The sequence below is a fragment of the Streptomyces sp. NPDC046862 genome (assembly GCF_040704615.1).
In the GTDB taxonomy this organism is placed as follows: Bacteria; Actinomycetota; Actinomycetes; order Streptomycetales; family Streptomycetaceae; genus Streptomyces.
This window is the reverse complement of record NZ_JBEYXP010000083.1, coordinates 1-22766: the sequence shown is the minus strand read 5'-3', so window position 1 is coordinate 22766 and position 22766 is coordinate 1. Positions and strand designations below refer to the sequence as shown.

Sequence of the window (22766 nt, the reverse complement as noted above, 5' to 3'; positions counted from 1 at the left end):
CGAACGGGCCGGGAGAAGCACCCGGACGCTCCTGCCCCGCCCGCCCACCGTCCGGCAGCGCTTCGCCGCGGTCAGAGCAGCGTCAGCTGGGTCGCCGTCGGTTCCGGTGCCCGGAGGTCCGGCGCCTCGGGTTCGGGCACCGGGATCCTGCGCGGCAGGCCCGCGCGCGTGGGTCCCATGCCGTACTCCTGGGCCAGCTCGTGGACCTGACCGGTGATCCGGCGCTGGTACCACTTCGGGGCGTACGCGCCCTCCGCGTACAGCCGCTCGTAACGCCGCACGAGGTGCGGGTGGTTGCTCTCCAGCCAGGCCATGAACCACTCGCGGGCGCCGGGCCGCAGGTGCAGCACCAGAGGCGTCACGGAGGTGGCCCCGGAGGCCGCGATCGCCCGTACGGTGGCGCGGAGCCGGTCCGGGCTGTCGCTCAGGAACGGGATCACCGGGGCCATCAGGACACCGCAGCCGATGCCGTGCTCGGTGAGGGTGCGCACCACTTCCAGACGGCGCTCCGGGGCGGGCGTGCCCGGTTCGACGGTGCGCCACAGCTCGTGGTCGGTGAAGCCGACGGAGACGGAGATGCCGACCTCGGTGACCTCGGACGCCTGCCTCAGCAGGTCGAGGTCGCGCAGGATCAGCGTGCCCTTGGTGAGGATCGAGAAGGGGTTCGCGTGGTCGCGCAGGGCGGAGATGATGCCGGGCATCAGCCGGTAGCGGCCCTCGGCGCGCTGGTAGCAGTCGACGTTGGTGCCCATCGCTATGTGCTCGCCGTGCCAGCGGGACGAGGCGAGGTGGCGGCGCAGCAGCTCGGGGGCGTTGACCTTCACGACGATCTGCGAGTCGAAGCCGATGCCGGTGTCGAGGTCCAGGTAGCTGTGGGTCTTGCGGGCGAAACAGTAGACGCACGCGTGCGTGCAGCCACGGTACGGATTGATCGTCCACTCGAACGGCATGCGGGAGGCCCCCGGCACCCGGTTCACGATCGACTTCGCCCGGATCTCGTGGAAGGTGACGCCCCGGAACTCCGGGCTGTCGAAGGTGCGGGTGGTCACCGCGTCCGCGCCGAACAGCGCGGCGTCGCGGGCCTGGGGGGAGTTTTCGGCCAGCTGGTCCCAGCGCATGGGCGCCTCCTCGGTAGCACTGGCCCCAGAATAGAACACACGTTCCCTTGATCGTGCGAACCTGTTTTCGAATGTCGTGTGAAGGTCTCGTCCGGTCCTGTTCGGGCCGTGTCCAGGGATGTCGTTCGAGACCCTCGGCGGACCCCGATTTGGGTGGCTCGGCCGCGTGATGGTTGGCTTTCCTCCAACCCGAGCAACACCAAGTGCTGGAGGAAGTGCAATGGCGCAGGTCGAGGCCACCACGGAGCGAGTCGTCGCTGCGGACGCGGAGACGGTGTTCGACACCATCGCCGACTACAGCGACACCCGCGCGAAGCTGCTGCCCGAGCACTTCAGCGAGTACGAGGTGCGGGAGGGCGGCGACGGCGAGGGCACCCTCGTCCACTGGAGGCTCCAGGCCACCAGCAAGCGCGTGCGCGACTGCCTCCTGGAGGTCACCGAGCCCACCGACGGCGAGCTCGTCGAGAAGGACCGCAACTCCTCCATGGTCACGACCTGGCGGGTCACGCCGGCGGGCGAGGGGAAGTCCCGGGTCGTCGTCACCACCGTGTGGAACGGTGCGGGCGGGATCGGCGGGTTCTTCGAGAAGACCTTCGCGCCCAAGGGGCTGGGGCGCATCTATGACCTGGTTCTGGCGAAGCTGGCCGCCGAGGTCGAGAAGTAGGGGTTCTCTTCGGGGCCCCGAAGGGGGCGCGGGGCTGTGTCACTGTGCGGCTCCGCCGCGTGGGCGCGACCAGCCACGAACGATCCGCGGCCGCCAACGGACAGCACCGGGCAGACGAGACGCGGGCCCCGGAACGTGATCGCTGCCCTCACCGGTTCGAGTGGATCCCCCCGCCTCCCTGCCGTTCGCCGTAACTCGTCGTACCTGCTCCCAGTTGTCGCGTAACGCGGGAATCGCGCGGCAGGTGCGACGAGGGGAGCGGCACGTGGGCGGGAGCATTCTGACGAAGGCCGAGAAGGCCGGGAGGACTGAACCGGCCGCCGCGCCTCCGCAGTCGACGCCCCCGCCCGAGACCCCCTCCGCCCGACTCGGCCGGGGGCGGCTGTGGTTGGTGTTCCTCGGGCTCCTGCTCGCGCTGGCGCTCGCCGCGGTGGAGCAGACGATGGTGGCCACCGCGCTCCCAGCGATCGCCGGCGAACTGCACGGCCCCGACCGGATGTCCTGGGCGGTCACGGCGTACCTGCTCACCGCCACCGTGGCGCTGCCGATCCACAGCAGGTGCGCGGAACCGCAGGGGCGCAAGGGCGTCCTGCAGTTCGCGGTCGTCGTCTTCGTCGTCGGCTCGGCACTCGCCGGCCGGTCGCGCACCATGGACCAGCTCATCGCCTTCCGCGCGCTCCAGGGCCTCGGCGCCGGCGGACTGCTCATCGGCGTACAGGCGATCATGGCGGACCTCGTGCCGGCCCGTGGGCGCGGTCGCTTCGTGGGTCTCGCCGGTGCCGTCTTCGGGCTCGCCTCCCTGGCCGGCCCCCTCCTGGGCGGTCAGGTCACGGACCACTTCTCGTGGCGGTGGTGCTTCTACGGCACCGTGCCCGTCGGGCTCCTGGCCCTGGTGCTCGTCACCCTCGCGCCGAAGCCGCCGAAGCCCGGGGTGAGGTGCCGGTTCGACGTCCTCGGGGCGCTGCTGCTCGTCATCGCGTCCACCTGCCTGGTGCTGGTGGCGAGTTGGGGCGGCACCGCGTACGCCTGGGACTCCCGCGTCGCCCTGGGCCTGGGCGGGGGAGTCGTCGGCGCGGGCGCCCTCTTCCTCCTCGTCGAGCACCACGCCGTCCAACCCCTCGTCCCGCTACGGCTGTTCAAGGACGCCGTCTTCCATGTCACCGGGATCGTGGGCCTGGCCATCGGGGCCGCGCTGTTCACGGCGGGCACCTTTCTGCCGGTCTTCTGGCAACTGGCCGACGGCGCTTCGGCCACCGAGGCCGGGCTGCTCATGCTGCCGATGACGGCCGGCATCGTCGGCGCGTCGGTCGTCGTCGGCCAACTCGTCCGCCGCACCGGGCACTACCGCACGTACCCGGTCCTCGGTACGGCCCTCGCCGCCTTCGGCATGTGGCTGCTGTCCCGTCTGGAGGCCGATACTCCCCGGCTGCACTACGGCGTGTGGACGGCCGTCCTGGGCGCCGGCATCGGCATGGTGATGCCCGTCCTGGCCCACGCCCTGGAGAACTCGGTGCGCCCCGCCGACCTCCAGGCCGCGACCAGCGCGAACAGCTACCTCCGGCAGATCGGCGGCAGCGTCGGCGTGGCCGTCTGCGGCGCGCTCGTCTCGGCCAGGGTCGCCGACGTCCACGCCCGGAGCGCGGCGCTGCGGGACGACTACGCCGAGGCGTACGCCGACACCCTGCCGAGGATCTTCCTGTACCTCGTGCCGGTGCTCGTCCTCGGCGCGTTCCTCGCCTGCTTCCTCAAGGGGAGGCCGCCGGTGTCCGCCCACGTCTCCGAGGAGCCCGCGCCCCCTGTCCCCGTATCGCACGTCCGGTCCCCGCACAGCCCCGGCGTGCCTGTGCGGGGCATCGTCCGGACACACGAGGGCATCGTGGTGCGACGTGCCGCCCTCACCCTCATCGACGCGGCCGGTCAGCAGATCGGGCGGGGCACCAGCGGCGAGGACGGGGGGTACGCGCTGGCCACGCCCGGGGCCGGGGCGTACCTGCTCGTCGCGGCGGCGGCCGGCCACCAGCCGCAGGCGGTGACGGTGACACTGGACGACCGGCCCGTGGAGATCGACGTGGTGCTCGGCGGCACGGGACGGCTCGCCGGGCGTGTGGTCACCGCGGACGGGCGGCCCCTGCGGGACGCGACCGTCACGCTCACCGACGTCCACGGACAGGTCGTCGCCACCACCCGCAGCGGCAGCGAAGGGGGCTACCTCGTCTCCGAGTTGACGGCCGGCGAGTACACCCTCGCCGCCGGTGCGCACGCCTTCCGCCCGGCCGCCCTCCCCGTCACCGTCCAGGCCGCCCGCGAGACCCGCCAGGACATCGAACTCGACGGCGGCGCCGTCCTGTGCGGCACGGTCCGTACCGGCGGCGGACGCCCCGTCGAGGACGCCCGCGTCACCCTCCTCGACACCGCCGGTACCGTCGTCGGCACCCTGGCCACCGGCGCCGACGGAGCGTTCCGGTTCGGCGACCTCGCCCCCGGCGAGTACACGGCCGTCGCCTCGGGCTACCCGCCCGTGGCCACCGTCCTCCAGGTCGCCGGTGGCGGCAGGACGGAACGGGACCTGCGACTGGAGCACGAGGACTGACGCACGAGGACTGACGCGCGGGCGCGACCGGGGCGTGCGCCGGGGTGCGCGCCCCGGAGGCGACCCCCGGGGGTAATTCGCGTATTGCCACACATCGCAACCGGACGTGGCCGTACGGTAGTGGCGGCGGCACAGATCTTGCGGAGCCGTGGGGAGAGAGGGCCTGGCCATGGACCGTGGCGGAGCGAGCGGCACACCTCCCAGCCGCGGGGCTGGAGAGGGCGCGCCGGCGGGACAGGCCACCGTCGGCCGTATCCCGCTTGCCGTGATCGTGGTCGACCGCGAGGGGCTCGTCTCGCACTGGAGCACCGGCGCGCGCCGGCTGTTCGGCGCCGCGAAGGAGCAGGCGGTGGGCCGCCCCGCCGTGGACCTGCTGCCGGTGTCCGGCGTCCTGCCCGAGCCGGACGAGGCCGACCTCCCGTACGACGGGCCCGACCCGTACGACGAGGCCGACCCGTACGGGGCGTACACCGCGTACGACGGACTCGGCCCCGGCCTGGAGTCGTCCCTCGACGGGCGGCTCTCCTACCCGGCGGCCGGGCGGGCCCGCCTGACGGTTCCCGAGCGGGACCGGGACCGCGTCGACGTCCTGTGGTGGGCGTACCCGCTGGTCGGGCCCGGGCGGGAGCGGCTGCTCGTGCTCGCCGCCGACGCGGACGGGGCGCGGCACGACGACGACAACGAGGCCGGTGAGGCCGCCGTCGAGCGGATCGCCCCCGGCTTCGCCCTGCACACCGACTTCCCCGGCGCCGAGGAACTCGCCCGCAGGCTCCCCGAGATCCTGCCCAGCATGAGCGTCGGCGAGAGCGCCCGCATCGTCGCCCAGGTACTGGAACTCGGCTATCCCGTCCTGGAGTTCAGCCAGAACGACCGGGTGCCGGTCACTCCCGACTGGGGCGTCCCGCGCCGCGCCGAGCGCAGGGCGCGCCGGGAGCGGGCCGCGCGGACCCTCGCCGAGGGCCTGCCCCTGCCGGAGGACCTCCGGGACGAGGGCGAGGACCTCGAGTACGCCGCGGTGCGCGAGCGCCTGGAGTTCCTCAACGAGGTCAGCTCACGCATCGGCACCTCACTCGACCTCTCCCGGACCATCATCGAGGTCAGCAGGGCCGTCGTACCGCGGTTCACCGACGTCGCGGGCACCTACCTGCGCGAACAGGTCGTCGCCGGCGAGGGCTTCCCCGACGGCGTGCCCGACACGACCACCATGTGGCACCGCGTGGCCCTGGAGCACACCGACGAGCCGGGGCGCTGGGACGACGTCGTGCCGGTCGGCGAGGCCATGCCGTTCCCCGCGCACACGCCGTTCTTCCAGTGCATGACCACCGGCGAGCCCGTCCTCGTGCCGCGCATCAGCGAGCAGATGGGGCACGCGATCGCCGCACAGTTCGAGAAGCGCGACATCCGGCCGCTGATCACGGGCCGCTCCATGCTGGTCGTGCCGTTGAAGGCCCGCAACGTGGTGCTCGGCTTCATGATCCTGCTGCGCCACCCGGAGCGGCCCGTCTTCAACGACATGGACCGCGTCACCGGCGCCGAACTCGCAGCCCGCGCGGGCCTCGTCCTCGACAACGCGCGCATGTACACGTACCAGGAGAACGTCGCCGAGACGCTCCAGGACAGCATGCTGCCGCAGATAGCGGCCCGCATGCCGGGCTGTGACATCGCCACCCGCTATCTGCCGGGCACGCTGCTGGGGCGCGTCGGCGGTGACTGGTTCGACTCCGTGAAGCTGCCCGGCGCCCGCACCGCCCTGGTCGTCGGCGACGTCATGGGCCACGGCCTCAACTCGGCGGCGATGATGGGCCAGTTGCGCACGGCCGTCCAGACCATGGCCGGACTCGACCTGCCGCCCGCACAGCTGCTGCGCAACCTCGACGACCTCGCCCAGCGCCTCGGCGAGCACTACCTCGCGACCTGCCTGTACGCCGTCTACGACCCGATCGCGAGCGAGCTGCACCTCGCCAACGCGGGCCACATCCCACCCGTGCTGGTCCGCGCCGAGGACGGCTCCAGCGAGCTGCTCGACCTGCCCACGGGCGCGCCCATCGGCGTCGGCGGGGTCCCCTTCGAGACCGTCCGCGTGCGCGTGGAGCCCGGCGACCGGCTCGTGATGTGCACCGACGGCCTGGTCGAGATGCGCGGCGAGGACATCGGCGTCGGTCTCGCCACGCTCTGCGAGTCCGCCGCGCACCCGGCCGCCTCCATGGACGACGCCTGCGACACCATCATCCGAGCCCTCAACACGCGGGGCGGCCGCAAGGACGACGTGGCCCTGCTGATGGCCCGGCTCAACGGCATCGAACCCGAGGACGTCGCCGAATGGCGGCTCGCCCGCGACCAGGCCGAGGTCGCGAGGGCCCGCGCCGCCGTCCGCGAACAGCTCCACGTCTGGGGCCTGAACACGCTTGAGGACACGGCCGAGATGCTGGTCAGCGAGCTGGTCACCAACGCCGTACGACACGCGGACACCCGCCGGGTCGGTCTGCGGCTGGTCCGTGGCGACACCCTGCTGTGCGAGGTCGAGGACGACGACCCCATGCTGCCGACGCTGCTCAGTGCCGGTCCCGCCGACGAGAGCGGCCGCGGGATGCGCGTGGTCAGCACCCTGGCCCGCGAGTGGGGGACCAGCCGGACCAGCACCGGCAAGACGGTGTGGTTCGAGCTGACGCTGCCGCGCCGTTCTCGTTGACGTCCCACACCGACGACGTCACACACCGATGACGTCACACCGAGCCCGAACCAGGCGCGCTTGCTTGTGAGTTCACCCTCGGCGCGATACACCCGACCTGGCCCGCCACCTCGCGTGGGTCACGGTCGCATCCCGGGGAGTGGGCATGAGCGTGACGAGTCGGTACCGGGAAGCCTGGGAGGGCTTCTGGAGCCAGGCACCAGAGGAACAGGGGGCCGTCTTCTGGGACGCGGAGCCCGCGCTCACCGCGGGTGCCCACCTCGCCCTCCTCGAGCCACACCTGGTCGATCCGGGCCTGCCCCTGGTGGACCTCGGCTGCGGCAACGGCACCCAGACGCGGTTCCTGGCCGACCGCTTCCGGCACGTCGTGGGCGCCGATCTGTCGGCCGCCGCACTCGACCACGCCCGGCACTGCGATCCGGCGGGCCAGGCCCGGTACCGGCAGCTCGACGCGGTGGAGAAGGCAGAGGTCCAGGCGCTGCACGCGGAACTCGGCGACGCCAACGTCTACGTGCGGGGCGTCCTGCACCAGTGCGAGCCCGACGACCGCCAGCCGTTCGTCGACGGCCTCGCGACCCTGGTGGGCGAGCGCGGCCGGGCCCTCCTCGTCGAACTCTCCGAAGCGGCCCGCCCGTTGTTGCTCGGCCTGGCCCAGGGCGCCGAGGGGCCGCCACCCAAACTGGCCCCGATTTTCCGGCACGGCATCGCACCCGGCGCGGTGGCCGACGACGCCGTTCCCGAGTACCTCCACGCGGCCGGCCTCACCGTCCTCGCCGACGGTGAGGCGCCCCTCGTCACCACCGAGTACGCACCCGACGGCACCCGGCTGGAGCTGCCCTCGAAGTGGCTGGTGGCGGGGCGAACGACGTGACCGGAGACGAACCACCGGCAGTCATCGGCGCAGGCCGCGTTCGCTCGGGGCCGGCCGGCGCAGGCCGCGTTCGCTCGGGGCCGGCCGGCGCAGGCCGCGGATCTCCCTCCGCAGCAGGAACGGCAGTCCGGCGGCGGTGACCAGGCCGGCCACGGCCAGCGCCGCGCCGAGTCCGCCGCGCTCACCCCAGTGGGCGGTCGCCCAGCCGGCGAGCAGGCCCCCGGCCACGGACCCCAGCGGGATGGTGCACAGATTGACGGTGCGGGCGGTGGCGTGCACGCGGCCCAGCAGATGGGACGGGGTGATCAGCTGACGCAGGGTGGTGACGGTGACGTTCCACACCGGCAGCCACAGCGCGGAGACGAAGGCGATGGCGATGACCACCGAAGCCGACCCGGTCACCAGGGCCAGGGGAGCCGCGGCCCAGACGATGCCCTCGGTGACCGTGGCGAGCAGCACGGGACCGGCACCCACCCGCTCGACGAGGACGCGGCTGACGGCGGCGCCGAGCACCGCGGCCAGGGCTCCGGCGGTCAGCACCGCGGCGGCCCTCGCGGGGCCGAGGTCCAGGGCCCGGTAGAGGAACAGCAGCAGGACGGTGTCGACCATGGCCATGCTGAAATTGCGCAGCGCCGCGGCGGCCGAGAGCCACCGCAGCACCGGCGTGCGCCACAGATACCGCGCGCCCTGCAGGATCTGCCCGCGCCACGGCTCGGCCATGGGCTCCGGTACGACGGACTCGGGCCGGCGGACAGCGAGCAGACCGGCCGCCGAGGCCAGGAAACTGGCGGCGTTGGCGGCCACCGCGAGGGCCGGCCCCAGGAGTTGGGTGACCGCGCCCGCGAGGGCCGGGCCGCCGGCGCGGGCCACGCTCGCGGACATCTCCAGGCGCGCGTTGCCGAGCGACAGCAGGTCGCGACCCACCAGGCGCGGCAGATGGGTCTGGTATCCGACGTCGAACACGACCGTGCACACGCCTGCCAGTGCCGCCGCCGCGTACAGCAGCCACAGATCGAGCAGCCCGGTCGCCGCCAGGATCGCCACTGTCGCGAACAGCAGCAGCCGTAAGAGGTCGGCCGCGATCATGTACGGGCGGCAGCGCACCCGGTCCATGAAGGCGCCGACGAACAGGCCCAGCACGGGAAACGCGAGCGTCGCCATCGCGTGCAGCACCCCCACCTGCGGCCCGTCGGCGTGCAGCACCAGGATGGCGAGACTGGGCAGAGCGAACAGGGACACCTGGTCGCCGATCAGGCTGATGCTCTGGCCCAGCCACATCCGGCGGAAGTCCTGCCGCTCCGTCCGCTTCTCCGCGGGCTCCGGTTCCACGGCGGCCGACGTCACCGGGCCTCCGGGCGGGCGCTCGCCCGACGTCCCGTGGACACCAAACCATCCCCCTTGTCGCACACCGACGCGCCCAGCCGGTCGGTCCCCGGCCTTCCTTGTAGCAAAGGCCCCACGGGCCCGCCAGTGCGCGCCCCGGATCGGGTCGGGGTCGGGTCGGGGCCTGCGTGTCAGAATGAAGGCGGCCGTTCTCCGTCCTGCCTTCATCGAGGTTCCTCCGTGTCCCAGCCCGTCGGTCGCGTGCCGCAGCGACGCAACGCACGGTCCAACCGGGCGCGCATCCTGGCCACCGCGCGCCAGGAGCTGGGGCGGAACCCCGACATCACTCTGGAGGAGCTGGCCCGCGCCTCCGGCGTCGTCCGGCGCACCCTTTTCGGGCACTTCCCCGGACGGTCCGCGCTCCTGGAGGCGCTCGCCGAGGAGGCCGCCGAGGCCCTCCAGGCCGCCGTGGAGGTCGGGGGGAGGACGACGGGGCCGGCCGAGCGGGCGCTCGCGCACTTCTCCTTGTCGATGTGGCCGGTCGGGGACCGCTACCGGATGCTCCTCGCGCTCGCCCGGCGGGACCTGGGCATGGAGCGCGTCGCCGAGATCCTCGAGCCCGCCCGTGTCAAGGTCGCGGCCATTCTGGATCAGGGGCAGCGGGAGGGCGTCTTCCACTCCCATCTGCCGCCCGCGGTGCTGAGTGCGGGTCTGGAGGCGATGACGGTCGCCCTGCTGGAACAGGTCAACACCGGGGCGCTGGAGGACGACGGCACCCGGGTGGCCGTCGCCATGCTCATCGCGGCCGGTGTGCCCGAGAAGCAGGCGCGCGTCGTGGTCGACGACGTGACCGCCACGACCGCGGCGGGGGCCGCCGCGGACGACTGAGCCCGCGGCAGGGCTGTCGACGCAGAGGCTCGAACAACGCATGGGGGCGGTGCCGGGGCGACCCCTCCCGGCACCGCCCGGGGCCGTGCGCCGCTCAGGCACGGCCCGTCCTGGGGCCTGGCGGGCCCTGCGGGGCTCAGGCGGTGCCCACGGTCTCGGTCTTCTTCGAGGGGTCCGCCGTCTCCTCCTCTTCCTCCTGACGGTTCTTCCCCGTGCGCTCGCGACCGGGCAGGACGGCGATGACGATCACGGTTCCGGCGGCCATGATGAGGCCGCCGACGAGGCTGGTGTGGGCGATGGCGTGGGCGAAGGACTCGTGCACCGCGTCCACCAGGGCCTGGGCCTGCCGCGCCCCGCCGCCCGGGGTCCTCGCCACCTGCTCGGCGACCGCGAGGCCGCCGCCCACCGAGTCCTTGGCGGTGTCCGCCGCGGCGGCCGGGAGGTGACCGCCGACCAGATCGGTCAGCTTGTCCTTGTAGGACGTGGCGAGGAGCGAGCCGAGGACGGCGATGCCGAGGGAACCGCCGAGTTCCAGCGCGGTGTCGTTGGCGCCACCGCCGACACCCAGCTCCGACTCGGGGAACGAGCCCATGATGGTGTCGGTGGCGGGGGACAGGCTCAGGCCGATCGCGAAGCCCAGCAGCAGCATCGCCGGCAGGAAGTCGGTGTACGTCGAGCCCTTGTCGACCTGGGTGAGCAGGAGGACGCCGACGGTGCCGAGGACCATGCCGATGCCCACGACCGCCTTCACGCCCAGCTTCGGCGTCAGCTTCGCGGTCACCACGGCGCCGCCGAAGACGGCACCGGCCAGCGGCAGCAGCCGTACGCCGGTCTCCAGGGCGTCGTAGCCGAGGACGAACTGCAGGAACTGGGTGGAGTAGTAGATCGAGCCGAAGGTGCCGAAGAAGAAGAACAGCACCGCCAGCATCGAGCCGCTGAAGGGGCGCTCGGCGAACTTGCGCACGTTCAGCATGGGGTTCGGGTGGCGCAGCTCCCAGGCCACGAAGGCCGGCAGTCCGGCACCGGCGACGACGGCCGCGGTGATCGGGGCGGCGCCCCAGCCGAAGTGCGGGCCCTCGATGGTCGCGTAGACCAGGGAGCCGACCGAGACGATCGACAGCAGACCGCCGACGTAGTCGATCCGGCCCATGCCCTCGGCCTTCGACGGCGGCACCAGGAGCAGCGCGCCGACGACGCCGGCGACGGCGACGGGGACGTTCATCAGGAAGGTGGAGCCCCAGGCGTGGTCCTCCAGCAGCCACCCGGCGGTCAGCGGACCGGCGGCGATGGCGAGGCCGGAGGTGGCGGACCACGCGGTGATGGCCTTGGCGCGCTCGGCCCTGGGGAACATGCCGACCAGCAGGGAGAGCGTGGCCGGCATGACGACGGCCGCGCCGACGCCCATGATCGCGCGGGCGGTGATGACCAGGCTGGTCTCGTCGACGACGCTGCCCGTCACCGAACCGCCCGCGAAGATCAGCAGGCCCACGACCAGCGCCCCGCGGCGGCTGTACTTGTCGCCTATCGCGCCCAGCACCAGCATCAGCGCCGCGTACGGCACGGTGTAGCCGTCGATGACCCACTGCAGATCACTGCTGGACAGGCCCAGGTCCTTCGTCATGTCCGGCGCGGCCACGATCAGCGAGGTGTTCGCCATGACCACGATCAGCAGGCTCAGGCAGAGCACCAGCAGGGCCCACCAGCGCCGTGGATAGGGCTTCGTCATCTTCTCGACGGGTGTGTTCGCAAAGAGCGGCATCGAAAACTCCTCGGCGGGAGGTGAAGCGGAGGCTTCGGGTTCGCGGATCGGTGTGTGCGGTGCGGGGACGGCCCTTGAGCCGGCGAGGCACCGATGAGGTGCTGGTGACGCACCGTCGCGGCACCATCGGGCAGTTAATTGCCCATCGATGTGCAGGCTAGTTTATTGCTCGTCCGTGTGCAAATATCGGACTGCCCTCCTGCCGCCGACCGGATGCCCCGACATGACCCGCGCACACGTCACCGACACCCGGGGCCGCAGCCCAACCCGCCTCACGCGGGCCCGCATCCCGGAGGCGGCCAGGCGGGAGCTCGGCCGTGACCCCGACAGCGGCCTCGGTGACATCGCCGCGGCGGCGGGCGTGGTGCGTCGTACGGTCCACGGCCACTTCAGCGGCCGGGCGGCGCTCGTGGAGGGGCTGGTGGAGGACGCCGCGCGGGCGCTGCGGCAGGCGCTCGCGGTCCCGGAGGTTCCCGGAGCGGACGCCGTCACGGCGCTGGCTCGCTTCGTCCTGGCCGTGTGGCCCGTCGGTGACCGCTACCGCATGCTGCTCCGCCTCGCACCCCAGGACCTACTGGATGCCGCTCTTCGTGGTCCTGGCCGCCGGGGTGACCCTGGACGACGGCCTGCGCGACCGCATCCGCGACGCCGTCCGCACCGGCGCGTCACCCCGCCACGTCCCGGACGAGATCCTCGAAGCGCCGGGCATCCCGCACACCCGCACCGGCAAGAAGCTGGAGGTCCCGGTCAAACGCCTGCTTCAGGGCGCCCCGGTCGAGCAGGTCGTCAGTCCGGCGGCGGTGGACGTGCCCGACCTCATCGACCACTACGCCCGCCTGGGCGCCGCCCGCCGAGCCCGCCCGGCCTGATCACCGCACGGCAGAGCGTGCCGGGCGGCATCCGGTGCGTCGCGTAACGTGAGGCACCATGAAGATCCTCATCAGCGCCGACATGGAAGGCGCCACCGGCGTGACCTGGCCGGGCGACGTGCTGCCGGGGACCCCGCAGTGGGAGCGGTGCCGGTCGATGTTCACCTCCGACGTGAACGCGGCGGTGCTCGGCTTCTTCGACGGCGGCGCCGACGAGGTGCTGATCAACGAAGCGCACTGGTCGATGCGCAACCTGCTCCTCGAGCGCCTCGACGAGCGGGCGCAGATGCTCACCGGACGCCACAAGTCCCTGTCCATGGTCGAGGGCGTGCAGCACGGGGACGTGGACGGCATCGCGTTCGTCGGCTACCACGCGGGCGCGGGCATGGAGGGCGTCCTCGCCCACACCTACCTCGCGAACCAGATCACCGGGGTGTGGATCAACGACGTGCGCGCGAGTGAGGGTTTGCTGAACGCGCACGTCGCCGCCGAGTACGGCGTCCCGGTCGTCCTCGTCACCGGCGACGACGTGGCCTGCGAGGACGCCCTCGGCTACGCGCCCGAGGCGCTCAAGGTCGCGGTCAAGGACCATGTGTCGCGGTACGCGGCCGTGTGCCGGACCCCGGCAAGGACGGCCGCCGACATCCGCGCGGCGGCCACGGAGGCGACGCGACTGGCGGTGCGTCACGAACCGGCCCAGAGCGGGCCGTTCACCGTGGCCCTGGAGTTCGACGCCGAACACCTGGCGATGGCGGCCACCGTCGTCCCGGGCGTGGACCGTATCGGCGAGCGCAAGGTCGCCTACACCAGCGCGACCATGTACGAGGGCATTCGCACGTTCAAGGCGGTCACCACGATCGTCTCGGCAGCGGTGGAGGAGCAGTATGGCTGACAGCACGCGACGACAGGTCGACCAGCAGGCGCTCGACGAGGTCGTGCGGTTCACCTCCGACCTCATCCGCATCGACACCACCAACCGCGGTGGCGGGGACTGCCAGGAGCGTCCGGCCGCCGAGTACGCCGCCGAGCAGCTGGCCGGGGCGGGTCTGGAGCCGACGCTGCTGGAGCGCACCAAGGGGCGTACGAACGTCGTCGCGCGCCTGGAAGGCACCGACCCGTCCGCCGGGGCGATGCTCGTCCACGGCCACCTGGACGTGGTGCCGGCGCAGGCGGACGACTGGACCGTGCACCCGTTCTCCGGAGAGATCCGCGACGGCGTCGTGTGGGGGCGGGGCGCGGTCGACATGAAGAACATGGACGCGATGATCCTGGCCGTGGTGCGCTCCTGGGCGCGGCTCGGGGTGCGGCCCCGGCGTGACCTCGTGATCGCCTTCACCGCCGACGAGGAGGCGAGTGCCGAGGACGGCTCCGGGTTTCTCGCCGACCAGCACGCCCCGCTGTTCGAGGGGTGTACCGAGGGCATCAGCGAGTCGGGGGCGTTCACCTTCCACGACGGCTCCGGTCGGCAGATCTACCCCATCGCGGCGGGCGAGCGCGGCACCGGCTGGCTGAAGCTCACCGCGCGCGGCCGGGCGGGCCACGGCTCGAAGGTGAACAACGCCAACGCCGTCACCCGGCTGGCGGAGGCCATCGCACGCATCGGCGCCCACGAGTGGCCCGTCCGGCTCACTCCGACCGTGCGCGCCGCCCTCACCGAGCTCGCCGCGCTGTACGGCATCGAGCCCGACCTCAGCGACGTCGACGGACTGCTCGACAAACTGGGCCCGGCCGCCGCGTTCGTCGAGCCGACGGTCCGCAACAGCGCCAACCCGACCATGCTGGACGCCGGGTACAAGGTCAACGTGATCCCCGGGGAGGCCGTCGCCTACGTGGACGGCCGCTATCTGCCCGGCGGCGAGGACGAGTTCCGCACCACGCTGGACCAGCTCACCGGACCCGACGTGGAGTGGGAGTTCCACCACCGCGAGGTGGCCCTCCAGTCGCCCGTGGACTCGCGGACGTACGCGCGGATGCGGGCCGCCGTCGAGGAGTTCGCGCCCGAGGGCCACGTGGTGCCGTTCTGCATGTCGGGCGGCACGGACGCCAAGCAGTTCTCCCGCCTCGGCATCACCGGCTACGGGTTCACGCCGCTGAAGCTGCCGGAGGGCTACGACTACGGGGCGATGTTCCACGGTGTCGACGAGCGCGTACCGGTCGAGGCACTGCACTTCGGGGTAGAAGTCCTGGACCGCTTTTTGCGCACGGCCTAGGACCATGACCGAAATGGGGGATCAGGTGCAGACGCTGGCGTACGGTTCGTGGCCCTCGCCGATCGACGCGAGCCTCGCCGCCGCGCACGACGGCCACGCCGAGTTCGTGGGCTTCGTCGGCGAGGAGGCCTGGTGGACCGAGGCGAGGCCCACCGAGGGCGGCCGGCGCACCCTGGTCCGGCGGGGTGCCGACGGCACCGAGGAGTCGGTGCTGCCCGCGCCGTGGAACGTGCGCAGCCGGGTCATCGAGTACGGCGGACAGCCGTGGACCGGCACCCTGCGGGACGGCGAACCCCTGGTCGTGTTCGTGAACTTCGCCGACCAGCGGCTCTACCGGTACGCGGCCGACGGCGAGCCGCGGCCCCTGACCCCCGTGTCCCCGGTCGGCGGCGGCCTGCGCTGGGTGGACCCCCTGCTCCGGCTCGACCGGGACGAGGTGTGGTGCGTCCTGGAGGAGTTCACCGGCGACGGACCCACGGACGTACGGCGCGTCCTAGCCGCCGTCCCCCTGGACGGCTCGGCGGCCCAGGACCAGGACGCCGTGCGAGAACTGACCGACGCACGACACCAGTTCGTCACGGGCCCCCGGGTGTCGCCCGACGGGCGGCGCGCGGCCTGGCTCGCCTGGGACCACCCGCGCATGCCCTGGGACGGCACGGAGCTGGTCGTCGCCGAGGTGACCGAGGACGGCGCGTTCCGGGAGCCGCGGACCGTGGCGGGCGGCCCGGAGGAGTCCATCGCCCAGGCGGACTGGGCCGCCGACGGCACCCTCGTGTACTCCAGTGACCGCACGGGCTGGTGGAACCTGTACGGGAGGGGACAGGACGGCCGGACCAGAGCCCTCTGCCCCCGGGACGAGGAGTTCGGCGGGCCGCTGTGGAAGGTCGGGCTGCGCTGGTTCGCGCCCCTGGAGAGCGGACTGATCGCCGTCGTCCACGGGCGGGGCGCCAGCGTGCTCGGGATCCTCGACCCGGAGACCGGCGAGGTCGTCGACGCGGCCGGCCCCTGGACCGAGTTCTCACCAGCGCTCGCCGCGCACGGGAGCCGTGTCGTCGGCATCGGGGCGAGCCCTCGCAGCGCGTACGAGGTCGTCGAACTGGACGCCGGCACCAGCCACGCGCGCGTGATCGGTGCCGCGCACGACGACCCGGTGGACCCGGCGTACTACCCGGAGCCGCAGATCCGGACCTTCCACGGGCCCGCCGGACGCGAGATCCACGCACACGTCTATCCGCCGCACCACCCGGACCACGTGGCACCCGGCGACGAACTGCCGCCCTACGTCGTCTGGGCGCACGGCGGTCCCACCAGCCGGGCCCCGCTGGTCCTGGACCTGGCGATCGCCTACTTCACCTCCCGCGGCATCGGCGTCGCCGAGGTCAACTACGGAGGGTCCACCGGGTACGGACGTGAGTACCGCAACCGGCTGCGCGAGCAGTGGGGCGTCGTCGACGTCGAGGACTGCGCGGCCGTCGCCCACGCGCTCGCCGAGGAGGGCACCGCCGACCGCGGCCGGCTGGCCATCCGGGGCGGCAGCGCCGGCGGCTGGACCACGGCGGCGTCCCTCGCCTCGACCGACGTCTACGCCTGCGGCACGATCCTGTACCCGATCCTCGACCTCACGGCCTGGGGCTCGGGGGAGACCCACGACTTCGAGTCGCGGTACCTGGAGACACTGGTCGGCCCGCTCGCCGAGGTGCCCGGCCGGTACGTGGAGCGCTCGCCCGCCGAGCACGCCGAGCGGGTCACCACGCCGTTCCTCCTCCTCCAGGGACTCGACGACGTGATCTGCCCGCCCGCGCAGTGCGAGCGGTTCCTGGCGAGGATGGAGGGACGACCGGTCCCGCACGCCTACATCGCGTTCGAGGGCGAGGGGCACGGATTCCGGCGGGCCGACACCATGGTGCGGGTGCTGGAGTCGGAACTCTCCCTGTACGCACAGGTCTTCGGCCTGAACCCACCCGGAATCCCCACCCTGGAGCTCGCCAAGTGACATCACCGAACCTCTCGGCATCCTTGACCCCGCTGACCCGGCCCGCCCGTCTCGCCGCGGGAGCCCGGGTGGCGGTGGTCGCCCCCAGCGGACCGGTGCCCGAGGAGCGGCTGAGCGCCGGGCTCGACCTGCTGCGCGGCTGGGACCTGGACCCCGTCGTCGGCCCCCATGTGCTCGACCGGCACCCCGGGTTCGACTACCTCGCGGGCACGGACGCCGACCGGGCCGCCGACTTCCAGGCCGCCTGGTGCGACCCTGCCGTGGACGCCGTGCTGTGCGCCCGCGGCGGCTACGGGGTGCAGCGCATGGTCGACCTGCTCGACTGGGACGCGATGCGGGCCGCGGGCCCCAAGGTGTTCGTCGGGTTCAGTGACATCACCGCGCTGCACGAGGCGTTCGCGACCCGGGCCGGGCTGGTAACCCTGCACGGACCGATGACGGCGGCCGTCGACTTCCTCAAGAACGCACGGGCCCAGGAGCATCTGCGGGCCACCCTCTTCGAGCCGGAGACGGTACGGACCATCACCCCCGCCGGGACTTCCACCCTGGTGCCCGGACGGGCCCGGGGCGTCCTGCTCGGCGGATGCCTCTGCCTGCTCGCCGCCGAACTGGGAGGCCGCCACGCCCGGCCCTCGGCGCGCGGAGGACTGCTCTGTCTGGAGGACGTCGGCGAGGAGACGTACCGCCTCGACCGCTACCTCACCCAGTTGCTGCGCGCGGGCTGGCTCGACGGCGTCAGCGGGATCCTCCTCGGCTCCTGGGCCGAGTGCGCCCCGTACCACGAGGTGCGTGAGCTGCTCGCCGACCGGCTCGCCGGGCTCGGAGTGCCGGTCGTGGAGGAGTTCGGGTTCGGGCACGGAGAGGGAGCACTGACGATCCCGTTCGGAGTGAGTGCCGAACTGGACGCGGCCACGGGCACGCTGACGCTGGACGAGCCGGCACTGGTGTAGGCCGCGGGGCGTCGCGATTGGACCGGCGTGCGACCGGCGGGTGCCCGGCGTGGGACCGGCCTTCACTGAACCCCCGTCAGGAAACACACGACACGGTGATTGACCCTCGCTGGCCCGTGTCACACCATGACTACCGACCGTTACCTACCGGTTGGTAGTCGCGTTGTCCTCTGCGTGGAGGTCCTCGTGTCCCGTCGCCGCACTCGTGCGTCCAGAATCCGTTCCCTGCTCGCCCTCGTTCTCGGCACGGCACTGACCGTCCCGCTCCTGGCCGCGGCGCCCGCCCCGACGGCCGGTCAGTACACCGTCACGGCACTGAGATTCACGGTCCGGGCGGGCGGCCGGACCTGCGCGATCGACGCCGACCTCTACCGTCCGGAGGGCGTGGACGGCGCCCACCCGGCTCCCGCGGTGCTCGCCACCAACGGCTTCGGCGGCAGCAAGGCGGACGGCTCGACCGATGCCATCGGCAGGGCGTTCGCGGCCCGCGGCTACGTCGGACTCGTCTACTCCGGCCTCGGCTTCGGCCGGTCCGGCTGCCTGATCTCCCTCGACGACCCGCGCGTCGACGGCGAAGCCGCCTCCCGGCTCGTCGACTTCCTGGCGGGCACGCGTGCCGCCGACGACGGTACGAAGGCCGACTTCGTCACCCGGGACGGCACGGGAGACCCGAGGGTCGGCATGATCGGCGCGTCGTACGGCGGCGCCGTCCAACTGGCGACGGCCTCCGTCGACCACCGCGTCGACGCGCTGGTCCCGCTGATCACCTGGAACGACCTCGTCTACTCGCTCGACCCGAACAACGCCGCGGGCGCCCCCGCGGTGCCCGGAGCCTTCAAGTGGCAGTGGACCAACGGCTTCTACCTCATCGGAGAGGGCCAGCCGCTGACCGCGCCGAACCTCGACCCGTCCCGCGTCAACTCCCTGCGGTGCCTGCACTTCGTGAGCCGGGCGTGCGAGACGATCCGGTCGCTGAACTCGGGGAGCTACCCGGCGGACCGGACGAAGCGGATCCTGGCGTACGCCCGCGGTGTGTCCCCCGTCTCCTACCTCGGCAAGGTGAAGGCGCCGACCCTCCTGGTCCAGGGCCAGGCCGACAGCCTCTTCAACCTCAACGAGGCGACGGCCACGTACCGCACGCTCACCGCGCAGGGCACCGAGGCCAGGATGATCTGGCAGGCCTGGGGCCACAGCGGCGGCAGCACCAACCCGGCGGCCGGCGAACTCGACCTGGCCCAGGGCAACCTGGAGACCAGCTACGTCGGCCGCCGCGTCCTCGCCTGGTTCGACCGCCACCTGCTCCGCCGCCCCGTCGACACGGGACCGGCGTTCGCGTACTTCCGGAACTGGATCACCGACCCGGCCCGTACCTACGCGACGGCCGCCCACGTGCCCGCCCTCACCGAGACCCTGTACCTCTCCGGGGACGGCACCCTCGTCGACAGCCGGGCGAAGGTCGCCCGAGGGAGCCGGTCCTACACCAACTGGCCGACACCGACGAGCCATTCCGAGAGCTCCCTCGCCGGGCAGCTCGGCGTGCCCGATCCGCCGCCGTACGACACGAAGGGGACCTACCTCGCCTGGACGACGAGTCCCCTCACCGGCCCCGTCGACGTCGTGGGCGCGCCGCAGGCCACGCTCAGGGTGACGTCGCCGGACGCCGAGCGTGTGCAGGGCTCCAGGGACGCGGCCGACAAGCTCGTGCTGTTCGCGAAGCTGTACGACGTCGCGCCCGACGGCACGCAGACACTCGTCCGCCGACTGGTGGCACCCGTGCGCGTGCCGGACGTCACGCAGCGGTTCACCGTGTCGCTGCCGGGCATCGTGCACCGGTACGAGGCGGGACACCGGCTGCGGTTCGTGGTCGCGGCCAGTGACGACGCGTACATCGGCAACCGCGGCACCAAGCGCGTCACGATCAGCAGCACACCCGAGGACACGGGGGCCCTGCGGCTGCCGGTCGTCCGCTGACCCCCGGGCCGGGGCCCGGAGACCCTCGGCCATGGGCCCTTCGCCGGGTTCCGGCGGCGGGCGGTGCGTGCACGGCGTACCGTGGCGGGGTGTCCGACACCGCTCCTTATCTGGTCGAAGGCCCCCGCGTGGGCATCCGGCACTTCACCCACGACGACCGCGCCGAGTTCACCGCCCGGGCGCGCGAGAGCAGGGACCTGCACCACCCGTGGCTGTACCCGCCGGTCACCGCCGGCACGTACGCCGCCTACGCGGGGCGGCTGATCGAGGACCCGACGAAGGCCGGGTTCCTCGTCTGCGAGAAGGACGACGGGGCCATCGCCGGATACGTCAACATCAACAACATCGTCGAGGGCGGGTTCCTGAGCGGGGCCCTCGGCTACGGTGCCTTCGCGCACGCCGCCGGGCGGGGGCTCATGAGCGAGGGGCTGCGACTCGTCGTCGAGTACGCCTTCACCGCCATGGGCCTGCACCGGCTGGAGATCAACGCGCAGCCCCGCAACGCGGCGTCCATCGCGCTCGCCCGGCGCTGCGGCTTCCGGCTGGAGGGGTTCTCGCCGGACTTCCTGTTCATCGACGGGGCGTGGCGGGACCACGAGCGCTGGGCCATCACCTCCGAGATGGTGGCCGGGGCGCCTCACTCGGACGCGCGGCGGTCCACGTACTCGTAGATGGAGCCGTCCGGGTGCATCGCGATCAGGTTGCGGCCCGCCGGCGTCGCCACCGGTCCCGCCACGACGTGGGCGCCGGAGTCGGTGAGCACCTGGTGTGCCTCGTCGACGTCCTTGACGGCGATGGTGGCGGAGACCTTGCGGAGCACCTCCAACTCGGCCTCGGGACCGCTCATCAGCAGGAAGCAGCCGACGGCGGCCACCTGGACGCCACCGCGCTCGAAGCGCAGTGCAGGGCCGCCCGCGAGCCGTTCGTAGAAGGGGACCGTGGTCTCCAGGTCGTCGACGCAGATGCGCAGCGTGGCTCCCAGAATTTCCATGGGGACGAGCCTAGTTGGGGCCGACAGGGCAGGAGATCGTTTTCTGTGGATCCTCAGGATCTCCCCGGAATCCGCCGGGCGTGACGGCCGGCGTCACACCCGGCGTTAAGCACGGCGGCCCATGGGTACCCGGGGGGCCATGAATCGCTTGGATCATCTCGAACATCTCGACAGGCATCTGGTCGACGAGCTGGCGCAGGTGGCTCGCGAGACCGTACGGGACGAACTGCGGGAGCAGACCCGCAAGCAGCGGCGCACGGCCATGCTGTACGCCGCGTCCGGCACGGTCGCGCTGTACGCGGGAGCCGCGCTCGCGCTCACCCTCGGCCTGCTGCTGGCGCTGGGCCTGCCCGACTGGGCCGCCGCGCTGATCACGGCGGTCGTGCTGGGCGTCGTGGCCTACGCGCTGCGCAGCGCCGCGCGTCCGTCGGCGTCCCGCCCGGGCTCCGCGCACGAGGCGGACATCGCGGCCGGTACGTCCCGCGCGGCTGCCGCGGGCGGGGCCGGCGCGGGCCATCCGCCGATGCCGCCCGTCGCCCCCGGTGGTGCCGCCGGCGCGACCGGGGCCCTGGGCGCCCCGGCGCCCGGGACCGCCGGGGCGGCAGCGCCGCGCCCGGACGGCGACGGCCCCGACGCCTCCGGTCAGCGGGAACGCTGACCGGGCGCGCCGGTCCCTCGACACAGGCGACACAGGCGGTCATCACCGCTCGGGACAGGGGACAGGAACGTGCCGAATCACCGGCCACTGAGCAGGCGACTGCCGAGACCTCTGTCGAGGCCTCTCTCGAGGCAGCGCAGGACCGTCGTGGTGACCGGGGCCAGCGGAGGCGTGGGCCGGGCCACGGCCCGCGCCTTCGCCGCGCGGGGCGACCGGGTCGCCCTGCTGGCCCGGGGACGCGAGGGACTCGCCGCGGCCGCGGACGAGGTGCAGCGCGCGGGCGGAGAGGCGCTCGTCGTCACCGTCGACATGGCCGACGCCAAGGCGGTCGAGGACGCGGCCCAGCAGGTCGTCGACGAGTTCGGGCGGATCGACGTGTGGGTGAACAACGCGTTCGCCGGGGTCTTCGCCCCGTTCACGGACATCACGCCCGACGAGTACCGCCGGGTCACCGAAGTGACGTACCTGGGCTGTGTGTTCGGGACCCGGGCGGCGCTGCGCCACATGCTGCCCCACGACCGGGGAACGATCGTGCAGGTCGGGTCGGCGCTCGCGTACCGCGGGATACCGCTGCAGTCGGCGTACTGCGGGGCCAAGCACGCGATCCAGGGGTTCAACGAGTCGTTGCGGTGCGAGCTGTTGCACACCGGGTCGGGCGTGCGTACGACGATGGTGCAGCTCCCGGCCGTCAACACCCCGCAGTTCGACTGGGTGTTGAGCCGTATGCCGGGTCGGGCGCGGCCGGTCGCACCGATCTACCAGCCCGAGGTGGCCGCGCGGGCCGTCGTGCACGCGGCGGGGCACGCGCGGCGGCGCGAGTACTGGGTCGGCGGGTCCACGGCCGCGACACTGCTGGCCAACGCCGTCGTCCCGGGGCTGCTGGACCGGTATCTGGCGCGGACGGGGTTCGACGCGCAGCGGGACGAGGGGGAGCGGACCGGCCCCGGCAACGGGAACCTGTGGAGCCCCGCCGACGGGCCGCACGGCCGGGACCACGGGGCGCACGGGCGCTTCGACGACGAGGCCCTGACGGGCAGCACCGAGGAGTGGTTCTCCCGGAACCGGGGCCGGCTGGGCGCGGGAGCGGTGCTCGGGGGTGCGGCACTCGGAGGAACGGCGGCCGTGCTGGCGGTGCGGCGACTGGCCGGCCGCGGCGGGTGAGTGCCCCAGAACTCCAGCGTCCCCCGGCCGCCCATGCCGGTGGCGAACTTCTCGGCGAACT

At 72.8% G+C, this 22766-nt stretch carries 17 protein-coding genes and 1 pseudogene; 14 read left to right on the top strand and 4 right to left on the bottom strand.

Annotation, left to right across the window (positions count from 1 at the left end):
• Positions 1 to 71: 71 nt before the first annotated feature.
• The gene (locus tag AB0959_RS49395) at positions 72 to 1118 is read right to left on the bottom strand and encodes an Rv2578c family radical SAM protein (RefSeq protein ID WP_366833542.1); all 1047 of its coding nucleotides are present in this window, start codon (positions 1116 to 1118) and stop codon (positions 72 to 74) included.
• Between the two features lie 220 nt (positions 1119 to 1338).
• On the opposite strand from AB0959_RS49395, the gene AB0959_RS49390 reads away from it, so the two are divergent.
• From AB0959_RS49390 to AB0959_RS49375, 4 genes are all read left to right on the top strand, one after another.
• Complete coding sequence (locus tag AB0959_RS49390) at positions 1339 to 1782, top strand: SRPBCC family protein (RefSeq protein ID WP_366833541.1); 444 nt, start codon at positions 1339 to 1341, stop codon at positions 1780 to 1782.
• A 265-nt stretch (positions 1783 to 2047) separates the two neighbouring features.
• Positions 2048 to 4372 (top strand): MFS transporter, encoded by a 2325-nt coding sequence (locus tag AB0959_RS49385; protein WP_366833540.1) that lies wholly within the window; start codon positions 2048 to 2050, stop codon positions 4370 to 4372.
• Between the two features lie 169 nt (positions 4373 to 4541).
• Complete coding sequence (locus AB0959_RS49380) at positions 4542 to 7061, top strand: SpoIIE family protein phosphatase (RefSeq protein WP_366833555.1); 2520 nt, start codon at positions 4542 to 4544, stop codon at positions 7059 to 7061.
• A gap of 145 nt (positions 7062 to 7206) precedes the next feature.
• Positions 7207 to 7932, top strand: a complete 726-nt coding sequence (locus AB0959_RS49375) for a class I SAM-dependent methyltransferase (RefSeq protein ID WP_366833539.1) — start codon at positions 7207 to 7209, stop codon at positions 7930 to 7932.
• Positions 7933 to 7953: 21 nt separating this feature from the next.
• On the opposite strand, the gene AB0959_RS49370 is transcribed toward AB0959_RS49375, so the two are convergent.
• Positions 7954 to 9276 carry an MFS transporter gene (locus AB0959_RS49370; RefSeq protein ID WP_366833538.1) on the bottom strand — a complete coding sequence of 441 codons (1323 nt, stop codon included), beginning with the start codon at positions 9274 to 9276 and terminating at the stop codon, positions 7954 to 7956.
• Between the two features lie 219 nt (positions 9277 to 9495).
• Between AB0959_RS49370 and AB0959_RS49365 the strand changes: the two genes are divergently transcribed.
• Complete coding sequence (locus AB0959_RS49365) at positions 9496 to 10143, top strand: TetR family transcriptional regulator (RefSeq protein ID WP_366833537.1); 648 nt, start codon at positions 9496 to 9498, stop codon at positions 10141 to 10143.
• Between the two features lie 136 nt (positions 10144 to 10279).
• Here the strand turns inward: AB0959_RS49365 and AB0959_RS49360 are convergent, their stop codons facing one another.
• The gene (locus AB0959_RS49360; RefSeq protein WP_366833536.1) at positions 10280 to 11902 is read right to left on the bottom strand and encodes an MFS transporter; all 1623 of its coding nucleotides are present in this window, start codon (positions 11900 to 11902) and stop codon (positions 10280 to 10282) included.
• 572 nt (positions 11903 to 12474) lie between these two features.
• On the opposite strand from AB0959_RS49360, the pseudogene AB0959_RS49355 reads away from it, so the two are divergent.
• The 7 genes and pseudogenes from AB0959_RS49355 to AB0959_RS49325 form a co-directional block, all read left to right on the top strand.
• Positions 12475 to 12771 (top strand): annotated as a pseudogene (locus AB0959_RS49355) (acetoacetate--CoA ligase); the annotation flags it as partial.
• A gap of 58 nt (positions 12772 to 12829) precedes the next feature.
• Positions 12830 to 13663 (top strand): M55 family metallopeptidase, encoded by an 834-nt coding sequence (locus tag AB0959_RS49350; protein ID WP_366833535.1) that lies wholly within the window; start codon positions 12830 to 12832, stop codon positions 13661 to 13663.
• The gene (locus AB0959_RS49345) at positions 13656 to 14981 is read left to right on the top strand and encodes a M20/M25/M40 family metallo-hydrolase (protein ID WP_366833534.1); all 1326 of its coding nucleotides are present in this window, start codon (positions 13656 to 13658) and stop codon (positions 14979 to 14981) included. Before AB0959_RS49350 ends, AB0959_RS49345 begins: the two co-directional genes overlap by 8 nt.
• A gap of 13 nt (positions 14982 to 14994) precedes the next feature.
• Entirely contained in the window at positions 14995 to 16974 is a 1980-nt protein-coding gene (locus tag AB0959_RS49340) for a prolyl oligopeptidase family serine peptidase (protein ID WP_366833533.1), read from the top strand.
• A gap of 23 nt (positions 16975 to 16997) precedes the next feature.
• Positions 16998 to 17924: an LD-carboxypeptidase gene (locus AB0959_RS49335; protein WP_366833532.1), complete on the top strand. Its 927-nt coding sequence runs from the start codon at positions 16998 to 17000 to the stop codon at positions 17922 to 17924.
• A gap of 126 nt (positions 17925 to 18050) precedes the next feature.
• Positions 18051 to 19895 carry a CocE/NonD family hydrolase gene (locus AB0959_RS49330; RefSeq protein WP_366833531.1) on the top strand — a complete coding sequence of 615 codons (1845 nt, stop codon included), beginning with the start codon at positions 18051 to 18053 and terminating at the stop codon, positions 19893 to 19895.
• Positions 19896 to 19984: 89 nt separating this feature from the next.
• On the top strand, positions 19985 to 20566 hold the full coding sequence (locus AB0959_RS49325) for a GNAT family N-acetyltransferase (protein ID WP_366833530.1): 582 nt from the start codon (positions 19985 to 19987) through the stop codon (positions 20564 to 20566).
• On the opposite strand, the gene AB0959_RS49320 is transcribed toward AB0959_RS49325, so the two are convergent.
• Complete coding sequence (locus tag AB0959_RS49320) at positions 20533 to 20886, bottom strand: VOC family protein (RefSeq protein ID WP_366833529.1); 354 nt, start codon at positions 20884 to 20886, stop codon at positions 20533 to 20535. The two genes, AB0959_RS49325 and AB0959_RS49320, sit on opposite strands and share 34 nt — an antisense overlap.
• 139 nt (positions 20887 to 21025) lie before the next feature.
• On the opposite strand from AB0959_RS49320, the gene AB0959_RS49315 reads away from it, so the two are divergent.
• Positions 21026 to 21544, top strand: coding sequence for a phage holin family protein (locus AB0959_RS49315; protein WP_366833528.1), 519 nt, complete (start codon positions 21026 to 21028; stop codon positions 21542 to 21544).
• A gap of 111 nt (positions 21545 to 21655) precedes the next feature.
• Entirely contained in the window at positions 21656 to 22705 is a 1050-nt protein-coding gene (locus AB0959_RS49310) for an SDR family oxidoreductase (RefSeq protein WP_366833554.1), read from the top strand.
• Positions 22706 to 22766 lie beyond the last annotated feature (61 nt).

Bases quoted from the DNA above. Each gene is read 5' to 3' on its own strand.
- AB0959_RS49375 (WP_366833539.1), top strand. From the start codon at position 7,207: ATGAGCGTGACGAGTCGGTACCGGGAAGCCTGGGAGGGCTTCTGGAGC.
- AB0959_RS49345 (WP_366833534.1), top strand. From the start codon at position 13,656: ATGGCTGACAGCACGCGACGACAGGTCGACCAGCAGGCGCTCGACGAG.
- AB0959_RS49395 (WP_366833542.1), bottom strand. From the start codon at position 1,118: ATGCGCTGGGACCAGCTGGCCGAAAACTCCCCCCAGGCCCGCGACGCC.
- AB0959_RS49340 (WP_366833533.1), top strand. From the start codon at position 14,995: ATGGGGGATCAGGTGCAGACGCTGGCGTACGGTTCGTGGCCCTCGCCG.
- AB0959_RS49315 (WP_366833528.1), top strand. From the start codon at position 21,026: ATGAATCGCTTGGATCATCTCGAACATCTCGACAGGCATCTGGTCGAC.
- AB0959_RS49320 (WP_366833529.1), bottom strand. From the start codon at position 20,886: ATGGAAATTCTGGGAGCCACGCTGCGCATCTGCGTCGACGACCTGGAG.
- AB0959_RS49350 (WP_366833535.1), top strand. From the start codon at position 12,830: ATGAAGATCCTCATCAGCGCCGACATGGAAGGCGCCACCGGCGTGACC.
- AB0959_RS49380 (WP_366833555.1), top strand. From the start codon at position 4,542: ATGGACCGTGGCGGAGCGAGCGGCACACCTCCCAGCCGCGGGGCTGGA.
- AB0959_RS49360 (WP_366833536.1), bottom strand. From the start codon at position 11,902: ATGCCGCTCTTTGCGAACACACCCGTCGAGAAGATGACGAAGCCCTAT.
- AB0959_RS49330 (WP_366833531.1), top strand. From the start codon at position 18,051: ATGACTACCGACCGTTACCTACCGGTTGGTAGTCGCGTTGTCCTCTGC.
- AB0959_RS49390 (WP_366833541.1), top strand. From the start codon at position 1,339: ATGGCGCAGGTCGAGGCCACCACGGAGCGAGTCGTCGCTGCGGACGCG.